This window comes from Streptomyces camelliae, from assembly GCF_027625935.1.
In the GTDB taxonomy this organism is placed as follows: Bacteria; Actinomycetota; Actinomycetes; order Streptomycetales; family Streptomycetaceae; genus Streptomyces; species Streptomyces camelliae.
The window spans coordinates 839043-855023 of record NZ_CP115300.1; the positions used below are offsets into that span (position 1 = coordinate 839043).

16 protein-coding genes are annotated in these 15981 nt (G+C 71.2%); 3 read left to right on the plus strand and 13 right to left on the minus strand.

The genetic code is table 11. The annotated features are described in order from the left end of the window. Window positions 1–21: 21 nt before the first annotated feature. The 8 genes from aroC to O1G22_RS04090 form a co-directional block, all read right to left on the minus strand. A complete protein-coding gene (aroC, locus tag O1G22_RS04055) occupies window positions 22–1206 on the minus strand; it encodes a chorismate synthase (RefSeq protein WP_270080010.1) in 1185 nt (394 codons plus the stop codon). A gap of 255 nt (window positions 1207–1461) precedes the next feature. Then, the gene (locus O1G22_RS04060) at window positions 1462–2373 is read right to left on the minus strand and encodes an ATP-binding cassette domain-containing protein (RefSeq protein ID WP_270080011.1); all 912 of its coding nucleotides are present in this window, start codon (window positions 2371–2373) and stop codon (window positions 1462–1464) included. A gap of 3 nt (window positions 2374–2376) precedes the next feature. Next, complete coding sequence (locus O1G22_RS04065) at window positions 2377–3453, minus strand: ABC transporter permease (protein ID WP_270080012.1); 1077 nt, start codon at window positions 3451–3453, stop codon at window positions 2377–2379. Beyond that, window positions 3453–4457: a sugar ABC transporter substrate-binding protein gene (locus O1G22_RS04070; RefSeq protein ID WP_270080013.1), complete on the minus strand. Its 1005-nt coding sequence runs from the start codon at window positions 4455–4457 to the stop codon at window positions 3453–3455. Before O1G22_RS04070 ends, O1G22_RS04065 begins: the two co-directional genes overlap by 1 nt. A 281-nt stretch (window positions 4458–4738) precedes the next feature. Then, entirely contained in the window at window positions 4739–5485 is a 747-nt protein-coding gene (locus O1G22_RS04075; protein WP_270080014.1) for a sulfite exporter TauE/SafE family protein, read from the minus strand. Beyond that, window positions 5482–5877 carry a rhodanese-like domain-containing protein gene (locus O1G22_RS04080; protein ID WP_270080015.1) on the minus strand — a complete coding sequence of 132 codons (396 nt, stop codon included), beginning with the start codon at window positions 5875–5877 and terminating at the stop codon, window positions 5482–5484. The genes O1G22_RS04075 and O1G22_RS04080 overlap by 4 nt, the downstream gene beginning before the upstream one ends. A gap of 61 nt (window positions 5878–5938) precedes the next feature. Further along, window positions 5939–7300: an MBL fold metallo-hydrolase gene (locus O1G22_RS04085; protein ID WP_270080016.1), complete on the minus strand. Its 1362-nt coding sequence runs from the start codon at window positions 7298–7300 to the stop codon at window positions 5939–5941. Window positions 7301–7376: 76 nt separating this feature from the next. Then, a complete protein-coding gene (locus tag O1G22_RS04090) occupies window positions 7377–8216 on the minus strand; it encodes a GntR family transcriptional regulator (RefSeq protein WP_270080017.1) in 840 nt (279 codons plus the stop codon). 80 nt (window positions 8217–8296) lie between these two features. Here O1G22_RS04090 and O1G22_RS04095 point away from each other — a divergent pair, with 80 nt between their 5' ends. Both O1G22_RS04095 and sigJ read left to right on the plus strand, forming a co-directional pair. Continuing rightward, window positions 8297–9502 (plus strand): NAD(P)/FAD-dependent oxidoreductase, encoded by a 1206-nt coding sequence (locus tag O1G22_RS04095; RefSeq protein ID WP_270080018.1) that lies wholly within the window; start codon window positions 8297–8299, stop codon window positions 9500–9502. Between the two features lie 122 nt (window positions 9503–9624). After that, window positions 9625–10539 (plus strand): RNA polymerase sigma factor SigJ, encoded by a 915-nt coding sequence (gene sigJ, locus O1G22_RS04100; RefSeq protein ID WP_270080019.1) that lies wholly within the window; start codon window positions 9625–9627, stop codon window positions 10537–10539. A gap of 6 nt (window positions 10540–10545) precedes the next feature. Here the strand turns inward: sigJ and O1G22_RS04105 are convergent, their stop codons facing one another. The 3 genes from O1G22_RS04105 to O1G22_RS04115 all read right to left on the minus strand — a co-directional run bounded on the left by O1G22_RS04105 (window position 10546) and on the right by O1G22_RS04115 (window position 13279). Beyond that, entirely contained in the window at window positions 10546–11283 is a 738-nt protein-coding gene (locus tag O1G22_RS04105) for an SDR family oxidoreductase (RefSeq protein ID WP_270080020.1), read from the minus strand. Window positions 11284–11361: 78 nt separating this feature from the next. Then, entirely contained in the window at window positions 11362–12237 is an 876-nt protein-coding gene (locus O1G22_RS04110) for an LLM class flavin-dependent oxidoreductase (RefSeq protein ID WP_270080021.1), read from the minus strand. Between the two features lie 19 nt (window positions 12238–12256). Next, window positions 12257–13279, minus strand: coding sequence for an aldo/keto reductase (locus tag O1G22_RS04115; RefSeq protein ID WP_270080022.1), 1023 nt, complete (start codon window positions 13277–13279; stop codon window positions 12257–12259). A 106-nt stretch (window positions 13280–13385) separates the two neighbouring features. On the opposite strand from O1G22_RS04115, the gene O1G22_RS04120 reads away from it, so the two are divergent. Then, the gene (locus O1G22_RS04120; RefSeq protein WP_270080023.1) at window positions 13386–13973 is read left to right on the plus strand and encodes a TetR/AcrR family transcriptional regulator; all 588 of its coding nucleotides are present in this window, start codon (window positions 13386–13388) and stop codon (window positions 13971–13973) included. On the opposite strand, the gene O1G22_RS04125 is transcribed toward O1G22_RS04120, so the two are convergent. Together O1G22_RS04125 and O1G22_RS04130 are read right to left on the minus strand one after the other, a co-directional pair. Continuing rightward, window positions 13964–14422: a MaoC family dehydratase gene (locus O1G22_RS04125; RefSeq protein ID WP_270080024.1), complete on the minus strand. Its 459-nt coding sequence runs from the start codon at window positions 14420–14422 to the stop codon at window positions 13964–13966. The two genes, O1G22_RS04120 and O1G22_RS04125, sit on opposite strands and share 10 nt — an antisense overlap. Before the next feature lie 28 nt (window positions 14423–14450). Then, window positions 14451–15974, minus strand: coding sequence for an acyl-CoA synthetase (locus O1G22_RS04130; protein WP_270080025.1), 1524 nt, complete (start codon window positions 15972–15974; stop codon window positions 14451–14453). Window positions 15975–15981 lie beyond the last annotated feature (7 nt).

Below are 15981 nucleotides of genomic sequence, written 5' to 3' on the forward strand. Positions count from 1 at the left end.
GCACGATCGCAGGCACGACGCTCACCGGATCTGCAGGTGGTCGAGGTAGGACCGCACGTTGCGGCGGGTCTCGGCCACGCTGTCCCCGCCGAACTTCTCCGCGACCGCGTCCGCCAGCACGAGGGCCACCATCGCCTCCGCCACGATCCCAGCCGCCGGCACCGCCGACACATCCGAACGCTGATGGTGAGCCTGAGCCGCCTCACCCGTGGTCACATCCACCGTCTGCAGCGCCCGCGGCACCGTCGCGATCGGCTTCATCGCCGCCCGCACCCGCAACAGCTCCCCCGTGCTCAGACCACCCTCCGTGCCGCCGGAACGGCCGGAGACACGGCGGATCCCCTCGGGCGTGTTGACGATCTCGTCGTGCGCCTTGGAGCCCGGGACCCGGGCGAGTTCGAAACCGTCACCGACCTCGACACCCTTGATCGCCTGGATGCCCATCAGCGCACCCGCCAGCCGCGCGTCCAGCTTCCGGTCCCAGTGCACATGCGAACCCAGGCCCACCGGCACGCCGTAGGCCAGGATCTCCACCACGCCGCCGAGGGTGTCGCCGTCCTTGTGAGCCTGATCGATCTCCGCGACCATCGCCTTCGACGCATCCGCATCCAGGCAGCGCACCGGATCAGCGTCCAGCCGCTCCACATCGCCCGGGGTCGGGTAGACGCCCTGCGGAGCCTTCACCGAGCACAGCTCGACCACATGCGAGACGATCTCGATACCGGCCGTCTCCTTCAGGTACGACCGCGCCACCGCACCCAGCGCCACCCGCGCCGCCGTCTCACGCGCCGACGCGCGCTCCAGGATCGGCCGGGCCTCGTCGAAACCGTACTTCTGCATGCCCGCGAGGTCGGCGTGACCGGGACGCGGACGGGTCAGCGGGGCGTTACGGGCCAGGCCCGCCAGGATCTCCGGATCGACCGGATCGGCCGACATCACCTGCTCCCACTTCGGCCACTCCGTGTTCCCCACCATGATCGCGACCGGCGAACCGAGGGTCAGACCGTGCCGGACACCACCCAGGAAGGTGACCTCGTCACGCTCGAACTTCATCCGCGCACCGCGGCCATAGCCGAGCCGCCGCCGCGCCAGGTGGTCCGCCACCATCTCCGTGGTGATCGGCACGCCGGCGGGAAGGCCCTCCAGCGTCGCGACAAGTGCGGGACCGTGGGACTCCCCCGCGGTCAGCCAACGCAGCCTGCCCATTGAGTTCACCGGAGCTCCTTGTCCATCTCATGTATGTGCGTCAGGCTCTTGGATCCTGGGACCCCGGCGATCAGCGCGTCCTGCGGCATATCCGGCCCCCCTCTCGGCGGAAGTGACTGTACCTAGGGCCTGGTCGAGACATACTCGACTGTCACCACGCCGACCTGTGCTTCGGCCTCATGCCGCATGACGAACGGCTGGGCGAGGAGCAATGCCCCTCGCCCAGCCGATTCGGTCCGCGTGTTCGCTGTTTCGTCAGGAAGCCGTTTCGGCGGCGGCCGCCGCGGGTGCGGTCAGGTCGCTCTCCTCGGGGAGTTCCTCGGTGTCGACGCCTCGTACCTGGGCCAGTTCGTGCTTGAGCGCGGCGAGTTCGGCGCCGCCGGCCATGTGGTTGGTCAGCTCCTCCAGTCCGACCTCGCTGCGGTCGGCGGACAGTTCCAGCGTCCCCAGCCGCAGGACGCTGAAGTGGTCGCCGACCATGTAGGCGTGGTGGGGGTTGTGGGTGATGAAGATGACGCCCAGTCCCCGGTCACGGGCGGCCGCGATGTACTTCAGCACCACCCCCGACTGCTTCACGCCCAGCGCCGCCGTCGGCTCGTCCAGGATCAGCACACGGGCGCCGAAGTAGACGGCACGGGCGATGGCCACGCACTGGCGCTGGCCGCCGGACAGGGTACCGATGGGCTGTTCCAGATCGTCCAGGACGATGCCCATGTTGCGCAGCTCCCGGTCGGCGGTCGCCTTCATCCCCGCGATGTCCAGCCGCCGCAGCGGCCAGGGACCCCTGGTCATCTCCGAGCCCAGGAAGAAGTTCCGCCACACCGGCATCAGCGGCACGGTCGCCAGGTCCTGGTAGACCGTCGCGATGCCCTTGTCCAGGGCCTGACGCGGGCTGGAGAAACGCACCGGGGTGCCGTCGACGAGGAACTCGCCCTCGGTGTGCTGGTGCAGCCCCGAAATGATCTTGATGAGGGTCGACTTGCCCGCGCCGTTGTCACCCAGCACACAGGTCACCCGGCCCTCGTGGACCTTCAGATCGACCCCGTGCAGCGCCCGGATGTTGCCGTAGGACTTGCCCGCACCCCGCAGTTCGACGAGGAGGCCGTCGGCGGCGGGCGGGGTGTCCTGGACGACCGTGCCGTGGGTGCCTGCCGTGTTGTCAGTCATCGGTTACCTCCGGGTCGCCGTGCGCTGGACCCACAGATTGATCAGGACGGCGCCGAGGAGCATCACGCCGAGGAAGGCCTTGAACCAGTCCGGGTTCCAGCCGGCATAGACGATGCCCTGCTGCACCATGCCGAACATGAACGCCCCGAAGACCGGGCCGATCGCGGAGCCGGAGCCACCGGTGAGCAGACACCCGCCGATCACCGCCGCGGAGATGTAGATCAGCTCCTGCCCCACACCCTCGCCCGACTGCACGGTGTTGAAGGAGAACAGGTTGTGCATGCCGATGAACCAGGCCCCGAAGCCGACCAGCATGAACAGCGAGATCTTCGTGAACGTCACCGGCACACCGACCGCCCGCGCGCTGTCCTTGTTGCCACCGACCGCGAAGATCCAGTTGCCGTACTTCGTGCGCAACAGCACCCAGGTCGCCAGAGCGGCGAAGACCAGCCACCACACCACCGTGATCTTCACCTGGACCCCGCCGACGTCGAACGACGAAGCGAAGACCTTCTTCGCCTGGCTGAAGCCGTCCATGTCACTGATGTCGTCGGTGGCGACATTGCCGGTCACCCACTTGGTCACGGCCAGGTTCGCACCCTGGAGGATCAGGAACGTGCCGAGCGTGACCAGGAAGCTCGGCAGCCCGGTCTTGACCACCACCCAGCCGTTGAAGAACCCGATCGCCAGCGACACCAGCAGCGCGACGAACACGCCGACCCAGACGTTCATGGTCAGCTGGTAGCTGAGCATGCTCGCGGTCAGGGCCGAGGAGATCACGGCGACGCCGGAAGACAGGTCGAACTCGCCGCCGATCATCAGCAGCGCCACCGGCAGAGCCATGATGCCGATGGTCGAGGACTGGTAGAGGATCGTCGCCATCGAGCTGCCCTGGCGGACCGAGGGCGCGACGACCAGGAAGAAGACCAGGACGGCGGCGGCGCCGAGGAAGACCCCCACCTCCGGGCGGGCCAGCAGCCGCAGCGCCAGGGGGCGTTGGGCGGTACGGCCGTCGGTCTGCTTCGGGCCGGAGGCCGGCGGTGTGGTCACCGCCGGCTCGGCGTGCTGGGCCATGCTCATCACCGGGTGCCCTTCGCGGCGAACTCGGCGACCTTGTCGACGTTGGACTTGTCGATGAAGGCCGGACCGGTCAGTACGGGCGCGGTGCTGCCTCCGCTGACGTTGCCGTTGTACTTGTAGAGCCACAGAGCGTCCACGGCGAGGTAGCCCTGGAGGTAAGGCTGCTGGTCGACGGCGAACTCCACGAACCCGTTCTGGACGGCCTTGACCAGGTCCTTGTTCAGGTCGAAGGTGGCCACCTTGGCCTTGCTGCCCGCGTCGCCCACCGACTGCACAGCGGTCAGCGCGATGGGGGCGCCGAGGGTGACGACCTGGTCGATGGAGGAGTCCTGCTTGAGCTTGGCGGTGATCGTCGCCTTCACGGACGGCATGTCGGTGCCGTTGACGTAGATGGTGTCCGTCGTGCCGCTGAAGCCCTTCTTCAGGCCGGCGCAGCGGGCCTCCAGGGCGACCTGCCCCTGTTCCTGGATGACACACAGGGCGTGCTTGGCGCCCAGCTGGTTGAGGCGCTGGCCGAAGGCCTGGCCGGCGATGTTCTCGTCCTGGCCGAAGTACTCCAGCATGCCGAGCTTCTTCCAGTCGCCGACACCGGAGTTGAAGCCGACGACCGGAATGCCGGCCGCTGTGGCCTTGGCCACGGCGTCCTTCATCGCCTGGGGCTTGGCGGCGGTGAGCGCGATGCCGTCCACCTTCTGGTCGATCGCGTTCTGCACCAGGTTCGCCTGGTTGCCCGCGTTCGGGTCGGACGAGTAGACGAGCTTGATGTTGTCCTTCGCCGCCGCGGCCTGGGCGCCCTTGCGGATCAGATCCCAGAAGGTGTCACCGGGAGAGGCGTGGGTGATCATGGCCACGGTCATCCGCGGGGTGGTGGCCTTGCCGGCGGAGACCGTCGCGCCGCCTTCCTCGGACTTCTTGCCGCCATGGCTGCTGGAGCAGCCCGCGGCGAACAGGGCGCCGACGAGAACCGTGGCGGTCAAAGTGGCGGCTCGGCGGTTTCTGTGCATGTCCCTTGCACCTCACTGTGCTGATCAGAGTGCGAAAAAGTGGGATTTATGTCGTGACAAAGAGGCCTCGTGCGACCCGGCGAGGCGTGCGTGTTGTCGGGGAGCGCCGTGTACGGCGGAGGGTGTTGTGGGCGGCAGCCTGGGGTGTGTGCCGCTTGTCCGGGTACTAGAGCGCTTCACTAGCGCGCTCTAGTGACCCGTACTATGAAGCGCGCCCCTGGTGATGTCAATAGGTTTGTCAGGACGTCCCAACAAGCGGGGCGACCGTCGGCGGCCCGCTGTCAGACCAGCGCGTCGACGAGCATGGCGACGGCCGCGGCCAGCAGCGCCGCCGCGAAGACCCGTTGCAGTGTGCTTCCCTTGACCTTCGCCGCCAGACGCCTGCCGTCCCACGCCCCGAGGACCGCGGCGCCTGCGAAGGGGGCGACGACCGCCCAGTCCAGGTGGTCCACGGTGCCGCCGCGCAGGCCCAGCGCCGCCAGGGAGTTGAGGGTGATCACGAGCAGGCTGGTGCCCACGGCTTCGCGCATGCGAAGTCCGAGGACGCCCACGAGGGCCGGTACGGCGAGAAAGCCTCCGCCGACCCCGAGGACTCCGGTCACCGCGCCGAGTCCGGCACCGGCCGCCGCCGCGTGACCGAGCCTGATCTCCCCTGCGGTGTCGTCCTCCCCTCCCGGCCGGAGCATGCGCGCCGCCGCGACCCCGGCGACCGTCGCGAAGGAGGCCGACAGGGCGCCCGCCGGGAGGTCCGTGGCGAGCGCGGAGCCCAGCATCGCCGGGCCGGCCCCGGCCGCCGCGAAGAGCAGCCCCGCGCGCCAGCGGACATGCCCGTCACGGGCGTGCGCGGTCAGGGCGGTCGCCGAGGTCAGGGCCACGATCACCAGTCCGGCGGTCGTGGCCGCCACCGGGGTGAAGCCCAGCAGATAGATCAGCGCGGGGACGGCCAGGACGCTGCCACCGCCGCCGAGCGCGCCGAGGGCGAGCCCGATCACCGCTCCGGCCGCGAGGGCGAGGACCAGGGCGCTCACGCGACCGTACCGCGCTGGCCCCGCGAGTCGACCACCGGCAGCCCGGCCTCCGCCCAGTCCCGCATCCCGCCGATGACGTCGACGGCCTCGACACCATGGGCGCTCAGGATCCCGGCGGCCGTCCGGGACCGGTTGCCCGAGCGGCAGATGACGACCAGGCACCGCCCCTGGGCCTCGGGAGGCAGCGGCACTCCTTCGCAGAGCCGGGTGAGGGAGAGGTGTACGGCTCCGGGGACGTGGCCCGCGTGCCATTCGTCGGGCTCCCGGACGTCCAGCAGGACGGACGTGCCTCCCGGGCGACCGGCCGCGCCCTCGGCGCCGGCGCGGTGCCCGGTGCGTTCGGCCGCTTCCGCGACGGTGATCCGGCCGGTGCCGGACGGGGGTGTCTGCATGGGCGGGCTCCTCGCCTCGTGTGGGTGGTCGGTCGATCAGGTCTCCGGTCTCCGGTCGGGCTCAGGTGGTGCGGAGGGGCAGTCCCGACGCCTCGGCCGCGGCGAAGGAGTCGTCCACGGCGACGACGGCACGGCCCGCCGCGTCCAGCAGCGAGGCGGCGACGGCGGCGCGCATGCCGCCCGCGCAGTGCACCCACACCTCACCGGGCGGCACCTCCTCCAGGCGCCGGTGCAGGGTGTGCAGCGAGATGTGGACGGAGCCCTCGACGTGTCCGGCGGCCCGTTCGGAGACACGCCGTACGTCCAGTACGACGACGCCCGGTGCCGGGTGCCGGGCGGCGAGGTCCGCGAAGGTGGCCCGGGGGAAGGCGGCCAGGGCCTCGCCCGCGGTCGTCCAGGCGGACGGTCCGCCGGTGGCCGCAGCCGCTGGGCGGTCGATGCCGACGCGCACCAACTCACGTTGGGCATGGGCCAGTTGCCCGGCCGACTCGGCCAGCAGGGTGACCGGCCTGCCCCAGGGGATCAACCAGGCCAGACAGGTGGCGAGTTGGCCGTCGGCCTCGAAGTTGTAGGTGCCGGCGACATGGCCTTCGGCGAACGCGGTCCGGTTGCGCAGATCGACCACCCACTCCCCCGCGGCCAGTCGCGCCGCGATCTCCCCGGCGTCGGCCGGTGCGGGCGCGGTGAGGTCGACCGGGGCCGGGCCGGCGGAGTTCACGGGGCCCATGTGGGCGTAGTACGCGGGGATGTCGTCGAGGCCCGCGAGCAGGCGGGTGACAAAGGTGTCGGGGTCCTGGGTGAGCGCGTCGTTCGACGCCTTCTCCGCGCCGATGGTGCTCGCGTCGCCCCCGGCCCGGCCGGCGGAGCAGAAGCTGCCGAATCCGTGCGTGGGCAACACGCGGGCGGCATCGGGCAGTTCGGCGGCGAGACGGCGCGCGGAGGCGTGCTGGGCGCGGGCGAGGCTCTCGGTCAGGCGAGGTTCGACCAGGTCGGGACGGCCGACGCTACCGATCAGCAGTGAGCCTCCGGTGAACACCGCGACCGCCGTGCCGTGCTCTTCGAGGGCGTAGGCGGTGTGGTGCGGGGTGTGCCCGGGTGTCGCCAGCGCCCGCAGGGTGAGCCCGGCGTCGACGACCGTACGGTCCCCGTCGTGTGCGGGTATGCGTGCGAAGGACACGGTGGCCCCGGCCGGTACGAGATAGGCGGCGCCCGTGAGCCGGGCGAGCTCCAGGCCGCCGCTGACATAGTCGTTGTGGATGTGGGTCTCGGCGACGTGCGAGATCCGCACGCCCCGGCGCGCCGCGGCCTCCAGTACGCGGTCGACGTCGCGTGGCGGGTCGACGGCCACGGCAGTGGACGAACCGCCCGCCAGGTAGCAGCGGTTGCCGAGCCCCGCCACCTCGATCGTGTCGACGAAGAACATCTCAGGCACTCCCTCCCCTCGGCCCCGCCGGCACGGCGGGGCAACGGCGCCGGACTCGTTCCGCGGCACCGCCCGGTCACCGCACCGCGTCGAGCCGTCGTGCGCTCCGGCGCGAGCGCGTGAAACGGTTTCCGGCGGGGTCGAGGCGGTAGCCGGTCCGGGCGTCGAACCGGGTCACGACACTGAACCGGTCGCCGCGGACGAGGGTGGTGCGCCACTCGACCGTGCGGCCGTGGGTGCGGCCGAGCCGCTCGATGGAGAACGCGGCCACGCCGTCGGGGAGGTCGAGCAGCCGTTGTTCGGCGGCGGTCGGGACGACGGCCTTGATACGTTCCTCTCCGCCGACCAGGCGCAGGCCGCACCGGTCGGCGAGCTCGCCGTAGAGCGCCGTGTGGGTGAAGTCGGCGTCGAGCAGCGCGCGGGCGTCCGAGGCCGGCAGCCACACCTTGTCGTGGGCCAGCGGTTCGCCGTCGGCCAGGCGGATGCGTTCCAGGTACAGCAGGGGCGTCGACTCCTCCAGCCCCAGGCGCACCGCCACATGCGCGTCCGCGCGGATGTCGAGCGCGCGCACGATGCTGCGCTGTTCCAGACCGGCCGCCTCGACCGAGGCGAACAGGCTGTAGAGGGCGCCGACGGGCTGTTCTATGACAGCCTCGCCGACCGGGCGCGGCCGGCGTCCCTTCGCCGCGGTGACCAGGCCCGCTTCCCGCAGCTCGCGCAGGGCCTCACGGATGGTGTGCCGGCTGACCCCGTACCGGGCGGCCAGCTCGTTCTCGCCGGGGAAGGAGTCCGTGAACTCGCCCTGTTCCAGCCGGGCTTTGAGGTCGTCCCGCACATGACGCCACAGCGGAGTCCCGCCCCGGCCCGCCCGGGAGTGCGCGCCCCGGCCGGCCGCGGCCGTGGGTTCCTCACCCATGATGCCCATCCTTGTGTACGTACATTTGGAGAATTAATGTACGTACATTAGCTCGGACGGACGCGAGAGGGAAGGCGGACATGAGCATCGACGCTCACCACAAGGTTCTGATCGTGGGCGGGGGAAGTGCCGGCGTCAGCGTGGCGGCCAGGCTGCTGCGCCTCGGCGTCCGCGGCATCGGGCTCGTCGAGCCCTCCGCCACGCACTACTACCAGCCGCTGTGGACGCTGGTCGGGGGCGGGCGGGCCACCGCCCGGGCGAGCGCCCGCCCCCAGCGGTCCGTGTTACCGAAGGGCGTCTGCTGGATCCGCGGCCGTGCGGAGAGCGTGGACCCCGACGGGCGCACGGTCGGTCTCGCCGACGGCCGGACCATCGGCTACGACCGGCTCGTCGTCTGCCCCGGAATCCAGCTCGACTGGGACCAGGTGCCCGGCATGGCGCAGGCGGTCGCCGCGCCCCACGCCTCCAGCAACTACACCTACCGACTGGCGCCCAAGACCTGGGACCTGATCCGTTCGCTGCGTTCGGGCACGGCCGTGTTCACCATGCCGGCCGGGCCGATCAAATGCGGTGGGGCGCCCCAGAAGATCGCGTATCTCGCCGCGGACCACTGGCGCGGGCAGGGTGTGCTGAAGGACATCCGGGTGGTGCTCGTGCTGCCCACCCCGGGGATGTTCGGGGTGCCCGTGTTCGCCGAGGAGCTGGAGCGGGTCGCGGCCCGTTACGGCATCGAGGTGCGCAGGAACAGCGAGCTGGTCGAGGTGGACCCCGACGGCCGCGAAGCCGTCGTCGTCGACCGCTCCTCCGGGGCCGGGGAATCCATCCGCTACGACATGATGCACCTCGTGCCCCCGCAGTCGGCGCCCGACTGGCTCAAGGCGAGTCCGCTGGCCGGACCGGCGGACCCCGGCGGCTACGCGGAGATCGACCGACACACCCTGCGCCATGTGCGCCATCCCGAGATCTTCGCCCTCGGCGACGCCGGCTCCTCGCCCAACTCCAAGACCGGCGCCGCGATCCGCAAACAGGCACCGGTCGTCGCCCGGAACATCGCCGCGAGCCTGACGACCGCCGGACCACCGCCCGCCTCGTACGACGGTTACTCCTCCTGCCCGATCACCACGTCACGGCACAGCATGCTGCTGGCCGAGTTCGACTACACGCTGCGCCACCGCCCCACCTTTCCCCTCATCGACACGACCCGCGAACGCCGGGACATGTGGTATCTCAAGCGCTACGGCCTGCCGTTCCTCTACTGGAACCTCATGCTGCGAGGCCGCGCCTGAGCCCCGGCCTCCCGGTTCTCCCGGCCCGGCCGCCGTAGGATCACACGGCGAGCGGGCCCCCTCGCTCCGGATCCACGCCCGGCCTGGGGGCCGACGGTCGACCTGGGAGAGGCATCGGCACCATGGACGAGCGAGGGCCGCTGACCGGCGGGGCGCTGGAGGAGGCGGCGGAGGTGTTCCAGCGGCTGCGGCCCCGGCTGTTCGGCATCGCCTACCGCGTGCTGGGCAGCGTGTCCGAGGCCGAGGACGTGGTGCAGGACGCCTGGGTGCGCTGGCAGGGCACCGACCGGAGCGCGGTGCTGGATCCCGGGGCGTTCCTGGCGAAGACCACCACGCGTCTGGCGATCAACGTGGCCCGGTCGGCGCGGGCCCGCCGGGAGGCCTACGTCGGGCCGTGGCTGCCGGAGCCCGTGGACACCAGCGTGGATCCGCAGGTCGGCGCGGAGCGCGGCGAGGCGCTGGAGCTGGCGGTGCTGGTGGTCCTGCAGAAACTGAACCCTGTGGAGCGGGCCGCGTATGTGCTGCGGGAGGCGTTCGACTACGCCTACGACGAGATCGCCGGCATCCTGCAGCTGACCCAGGCCAACACCCGGCAGATCGTCAGCCGGGCCCGCAAGCGGCTCACCGTCGAACGCCGTGATCCCGTCGACACGGCTCAGCACCGGCGCCTGCTGGATGCCTTCGTGGCCGCGGCGCGGCACGGTGACATCGCCGCGCTGGAGCATGTGCTCTCCGCCGACGTCGTCTCCTACGCGGACGGCAACGGTATGCGCGGCGTGGCCCGGGTGGCGGTCGTGGGGCCCGAGCGCGTCGCCCGGATCACGGCGTTCGCCCAGCAGTTCTTCCCCGGCGCCGAGTACGGCATCGCCGAGGCCAACGGCCGGCCCGCCCTGCTGCTCATACAGGGCGGGGCCGCCGTGGCCCTGGTCACCGTCACCGTGGGGCCGGACGGGATCGACGCCCTCTACTGGGTGCTGGCACCCGACAAGCTGAGGTCGTACGAGCGTTCGACCCACCGGTTCACCGGCCGGCCGTGACGCCGGTCAGCCGCGCGCCAGCCACTCCTCGTACCGCGTGGCCGCGAGGTGCGCCGTGTCGTCGCCGACGAGCACGTCGGGCATGCCCGCGAACGGACTCGCGGTCTCGTCGGTGACGACCTTGCGCCCGTCCGGCTTCGCCTCCAGCGTGAGCTCGCCGAGCCGGTCCAACCGGTGTACCTCGGGCCCCGCGATGTTCCGTACGCCGTACGACGGTTCGCCCTGCGCCGCCTCGGCCACGGCGGCGGCGACGTCGGCGGAGGCCATGGGCCGCAGCCGGAGGGAGGGCAGGTGCACCTCCGTGCCCTGGGTGGACATGTCCATCACCGGGGCGATGAACTCGAAGAACTGCGTCGCGCGCACGATGCTGAAGGGCACGCCGGAGCCTCGTACGGCCTCCTCCTGGGCCACCTTGGCCCGGTAGTAGCCGTAGTCGGGCACCTGGTCGACGCCGACGATGGAGAGCGCGACATGGTGCCGCACCCCCGCCGCCTTCTCGGCTTCGGCCTGGTTGCGCGTCGAGCGCGTGAAGAAGTCCAGCGCCGGCTCGGTCTCGAACGACGGTGAGTTCGACACGTCCACGACCGCGTCCGCGCCCTTGAGAGCCGACGCCAGGCCCTCCCCGCTGAGCGTGTCGACCCCCGTGGAGGGAGTGGCCGGCACGGCCTCATGGCCACGCTCCCGCAAGCGCGCCACCACCTGCGATCCGATGAGCCCCGTACCGCCTACGACCACGATCTTCATCACTGTCTCCGTTCGCTGATGCGTGCGCCGGACGCGCACGCCAGAAGGACCGGACAGCCACCGGGTCTGTGACAGGGGTCAGGCCGACGTGAGGACGATCTCGTCGGTGACCCACCGGGCGACGCCCGCCGGGTACGGCGCCGGCAGGCCGAGGACGAGGTGCCGGAAGCCGGCGTCGAGGGCCTCGGCGATCGCGTTCCGGGTGGTGCCGGGCTCGGCGTAGGAGACGGGCAGATGGATCGAGCGGGTGAGGGAGGCGGGGTCGCGGCCGATCTCGGCGCACGTGCGGTCCAGCAGGGCGCTGCGGCGGACGGCGTCCTCGATGTCGCCGCCCGGGATGTTCCAGAGGTCGGCGTGCTCGGCGACCACGCGGAGGGTCGCGGCGGAGCGGCCGCCGATGAGGATCGGCGGATGGGGGCGCTGTACCGGCTTGGGGTTGGCGAACGCCCCGGTGAGCCGGTGGTGGGTGCCGTGGAAGTCGAAGGGTTCGGGTTCGGTCCACAGCCGGCGGATCAGAGTGCAGGCCTCGGCGAGGCTCTCGACGGCCTGGGCGGGGTCGGTGAAGGGCAGTCCGTGGGCCGGGTATTCGCGGTGGGCCTCGGGCGGGTGCGGTCGGGAGCCGACGCCGATGCCGAAGTCGAGCCGGCCTCCGGAGACGACGTCGACCGTCGTGGCGATCTTGGCCAGCATCGCGGGCGGCCGGAAGCGGTTGCTGGTCACGAGGAGGCCGAGCCGCAGCCGGCGCGTCTGTGCGGCCAGGGCGGACAGCAGCGTCCAGCCTTCGTGGACCGGGCCGTTCGGGTCGCCGCCGATCGGCATGAGATGGTCGAACAGCCACGCGTGCTCGATCTCGGGGATCGCGTCCGCCTCGCGCCAGACCCGCAGGATGTCGTCGTACGTCACCTGCATGGGGGCGGTCATGATGCCGAAGCGGGGACGGGGTGTGGGTGCCATGGAGTGTCTCTTCCGTACGTCAACGGCGCCGGCGCAGTGCCGGGTCGAGCAGCGCGGGCGGGGTGTCGAACTTCTCGTGCGGGGCGAGGTCGGTGCCGGGGGCCACGATCGCGTCGACGGCGTCGAGGACGTCGGCGGACAACACGGTGTCGACGGCGGCGAGTTGGGCGTGCAGATGATCGAGCGTGCGGGGTCCGACGAGCGCGCTGGTCACGGCGGGATGCGCGGTGACGAAGCCGAGTGCGAGCTGGATCAGCGTCAGGCCGGCCTCGTCGGCGACCCTCGCCAGCTTCTCGACGGCGTCGAGCCGGGCCCGGTTGGCGGGGAGGGCGGTGTCGAAGCGCTGCGGCATGAACGCGGAGCGGTGAGTGGTGATGTCCCGGCCCGCGCGGACGGCACCCGACAGCCAGCCCGAGGCCAGCGGACTCCACACCAGCACCCCGAGCCCGTACTCCTCGGCGACCGGCAGCACATGGGCCTCGATGCCGCGCTGGAGCAGGGAGTAGCTGGGCTGTTCGGTGACGTAACGGCTCAAGTGGTGTTCGCGGGCTGCCCATTGAGCCTGCACGATGCGGTACGCCGGGAAGGTCGAGGAGCCGAAGTAGCGGATCTTTCCCGCGCGTTGCAGATCGGTCAGCGCCGACAGGGTCTCCTCGTCTCCGGTGTCCGGGTCCCAGCGGTGGATCTGGTAGAGGTCGACGTGGTCGACGCCGAGCCGGCGCAGGCTGTCGTCCAGTGCGGTGACCAGCCAGCGGCGCGAACTGCCCCGATGGTTGCGCTCGTCGCCCATCGGCATGGTCGCCTTCGTGGCCAGCACGATGTCGTCGCGGCGGCCGGCGATGGCCTTGCCGACCATCTCCTCCGACTCGCCGGCGCCGTACATGTCGGCGGTGTCGATGACGTTGATCCCGGCCGCGAGGGCGGCATCGACCAGGGCGGTGGCCTCGTCCTGGGTGGTGCGCCCGATCGCGCCGAAGTTCATCGCGCCGAGCGCGAGCGCGCTGACCTGTACGCCGGTGCGGCCCAGGGTGCGGTACTGCATGACCGTCCTCCTCAGTACGATGGAGCAAACGGAACCGTGTTCCGGAAATGACGATACGGAACACGGTTCCACTTAGCAAGGCGCACTGAGGCAAGGGAGTGGCACGGTGAACGACGGCGACAAGGGCGCGTCCCAGCGCAGGGACGCCCGGCGCAACAAGGAGACGTTGCTCGACGCGGCGGCGGAGGTGTTCGTGGCCTCGGGCGTGGAGGCGCCGGTGCGTGACATCGCGGCCAGGGCAGGCGTCGGGCTGGGGACGATCTACCGCCACTTCCCGACGCGCGCGGATCTCATCATCGCCGTCTACCGGCACCAGGTGGAGAGCCTCGCCGCGGCCGGCCCGGACCTGCTGGCGAGCGCTGCGAGCCCGCACGCCGCGCTCGCCCGCTGGATCGACCTCTTCGTGGACTTCCTGGTCACCAAGCACGGCCTCGCCGCCGTACTGCAGTCGGACAACGCGGGCTTCGAGGCGTTGCACACCTACTTCCTCGACCGGCTCGTCCCCGTCTGCACCCGGCTGCTGGAAGCGGCTGCCGAGGCGGGCGAGATCCGCCCCGGCCTGCAGGGTTACGAGCTGATGCGCGGCGTCGGCAACCTCTGCATCGGCGCGGAGAGCGACACCCGCTACGACGCCCGCCGCCTCGTCGCGCTCCTCGTCGCGGGCCTGCGCGGCGACGCCGTACCTCAGGCGTAGTGCCGGTACACGGCCTGCGCCACGCACACCGGCTTGGCGTTCCCCTCGGCCTCGACGGTGAAGTTCAGCAGCATCTGGACGCCGTTGCCCTTGATCTCCTCCACGGAGTCGACCACACCGTGCAGCCGGATCTTCGCGCCGACCGGCACGGGGCTGGGGAAACGGACCTTCTCCAGGCCGTAGTTGACGCTCATCGAGATGCCGCCGATGTGCAGCAGGTCGCCGAAGAGCGGGATGATCAGGGAGAGGGTGAGATAGCCGTGGGCGATGGGGCCGCCGAAGGGTCCCTCCTTGGCCCGCTGCGGATCGGTGTGGATCCACTGGTGGTCGTCGGTGGCGTCGGCGAAGGTGTTGACGCGCTCCTGGGTGATCTCCAGCCAGTCGGTGCGGCCGAGGTCGCGGCCGGTGAGGGCGAGCAGCTCTTCGAGGCCGTTGGCTTCGGTGGACATGGGGGTTTCCGCCTTTCGGGGCTCTGGGCTAGGGGTGGGCGTAGGACGCGCGTACGGCGGCTTTGACGATCTTTCCCGAGGCCGTACGGGGCAGGCTGTCGGCGAAGGTCACCGTCTGGGGGATCTTGTACTTGGCCAGCAGGGTCCGGGCGTGCGCGAGGATCTCCTCGGCGTCGGCGCGGGCCCCGGGCTCCAGGACGAGGACCGCGTGGCCGACCTCGCCCCAGACCTCGTGCGGCACGCCGATGACGGCGCACTCGCGGACGGCCGGGTGGGTCAGCAGGGCGGCCTCGACCTCGGCCGGGTACACGTTCTCGCCGCCCGAGACGAACATGTCCTTGACCCGGTCGACGATGTAGGCGTAGCCGTCCTCGTCGGTCCGCGCGACATCACCGGTGCGCAGCCAGCCGTCGTCGGTGACGGCGGCCCTGGTGTCGTCGGGGCGGTGCCAGTAGCCGGTCATGACATTGGGCCCGCTGACCAGGATCTCGCCCCGTTCTCCGGGGCCCGCGTCCCGTCCGTCGGGGAGCACCACGCGCGTGTCGGTGAAGAAGTGCGGCACGCCCGCGGAGCCCGCCTTCGCCGAGGTCTGTTCCCGGTCCAGGAAGAGGATGCCGGGGGACGCCTCGGTCATCCCGTAGCCCTGGCTGAAGGCCAGCCCGCGCGCGAGGTAGGTGTCGATGGTGCGGGCGGGCACCGGCGCGCCGCCGCAGGTGAGGGTGCGCAGGCTGGACAGGTCGGCCGTCGGCCACCGGGGGCGGGCGGACAGGGCGTCGTACATGGTGGGCACCCCGAACATGTACGTCACACGCCGGCGCTCGATGACGTCCAGCACGCGCTCGGCGTCGAAGGCGCCGAGCAGGACCACGCGGCCGCCCTTGAGGAGGGTGGGCAGACAGGTCATGTTGAGCGCGGCGGTGTGGAACAGCGGGGCGACGACCAGGGTGACCTCGTCACCGGCGAAGTCGCTGTCGATGAGGACGTTGACGCTGTTCCAGGTGATGTTGGCGTGGGTCAGGACGGCACCCTTGGGGCGGCCGGTGGTGCCGGAGGTGTACATGATCATGCAGGGGTCGTCCGGGGCGACGGCTTCGTCCAGCGGGTCACTCACAGCGCCGGCGAGCAGGTCGTCGTACCCGGCGGCACCGGGCCCGGCCGGGCCGAGGGTGATGCGGTGGCGCACCCCGGTGCCCGACGCCGCCGCCGTGGCCGTCTCGGTGTGCTCGGCGCTGTGCACCAGCACCGTGCTTCCGGAGTCGTTGAGGTTGTACGCCAACTCGACTGCCGCGAGGCGGGAGTTGAGGGGGACGAAGACCGCGCCGAGCGTGCCGGCCGCAAACAGCGTCTCCAGGAAGGCGGGGTGGTTGGGGCCCAGGTAGGCGATGCGGTCGCCGCGTGCGACGCCGAGGGCGCGCAGCGCGTGGGCCAGGCGCAGGACCCGCTGGTACAGCGCCCGGTAGGTGATCTCGTCGTCCTCGTGGACGATCGCGATCCGGTCCGGGGTCTTGCGGGCCCGGCGGGCGGGCCAGGAGCCGATGCCTTGGTTCAACACGGCGTCT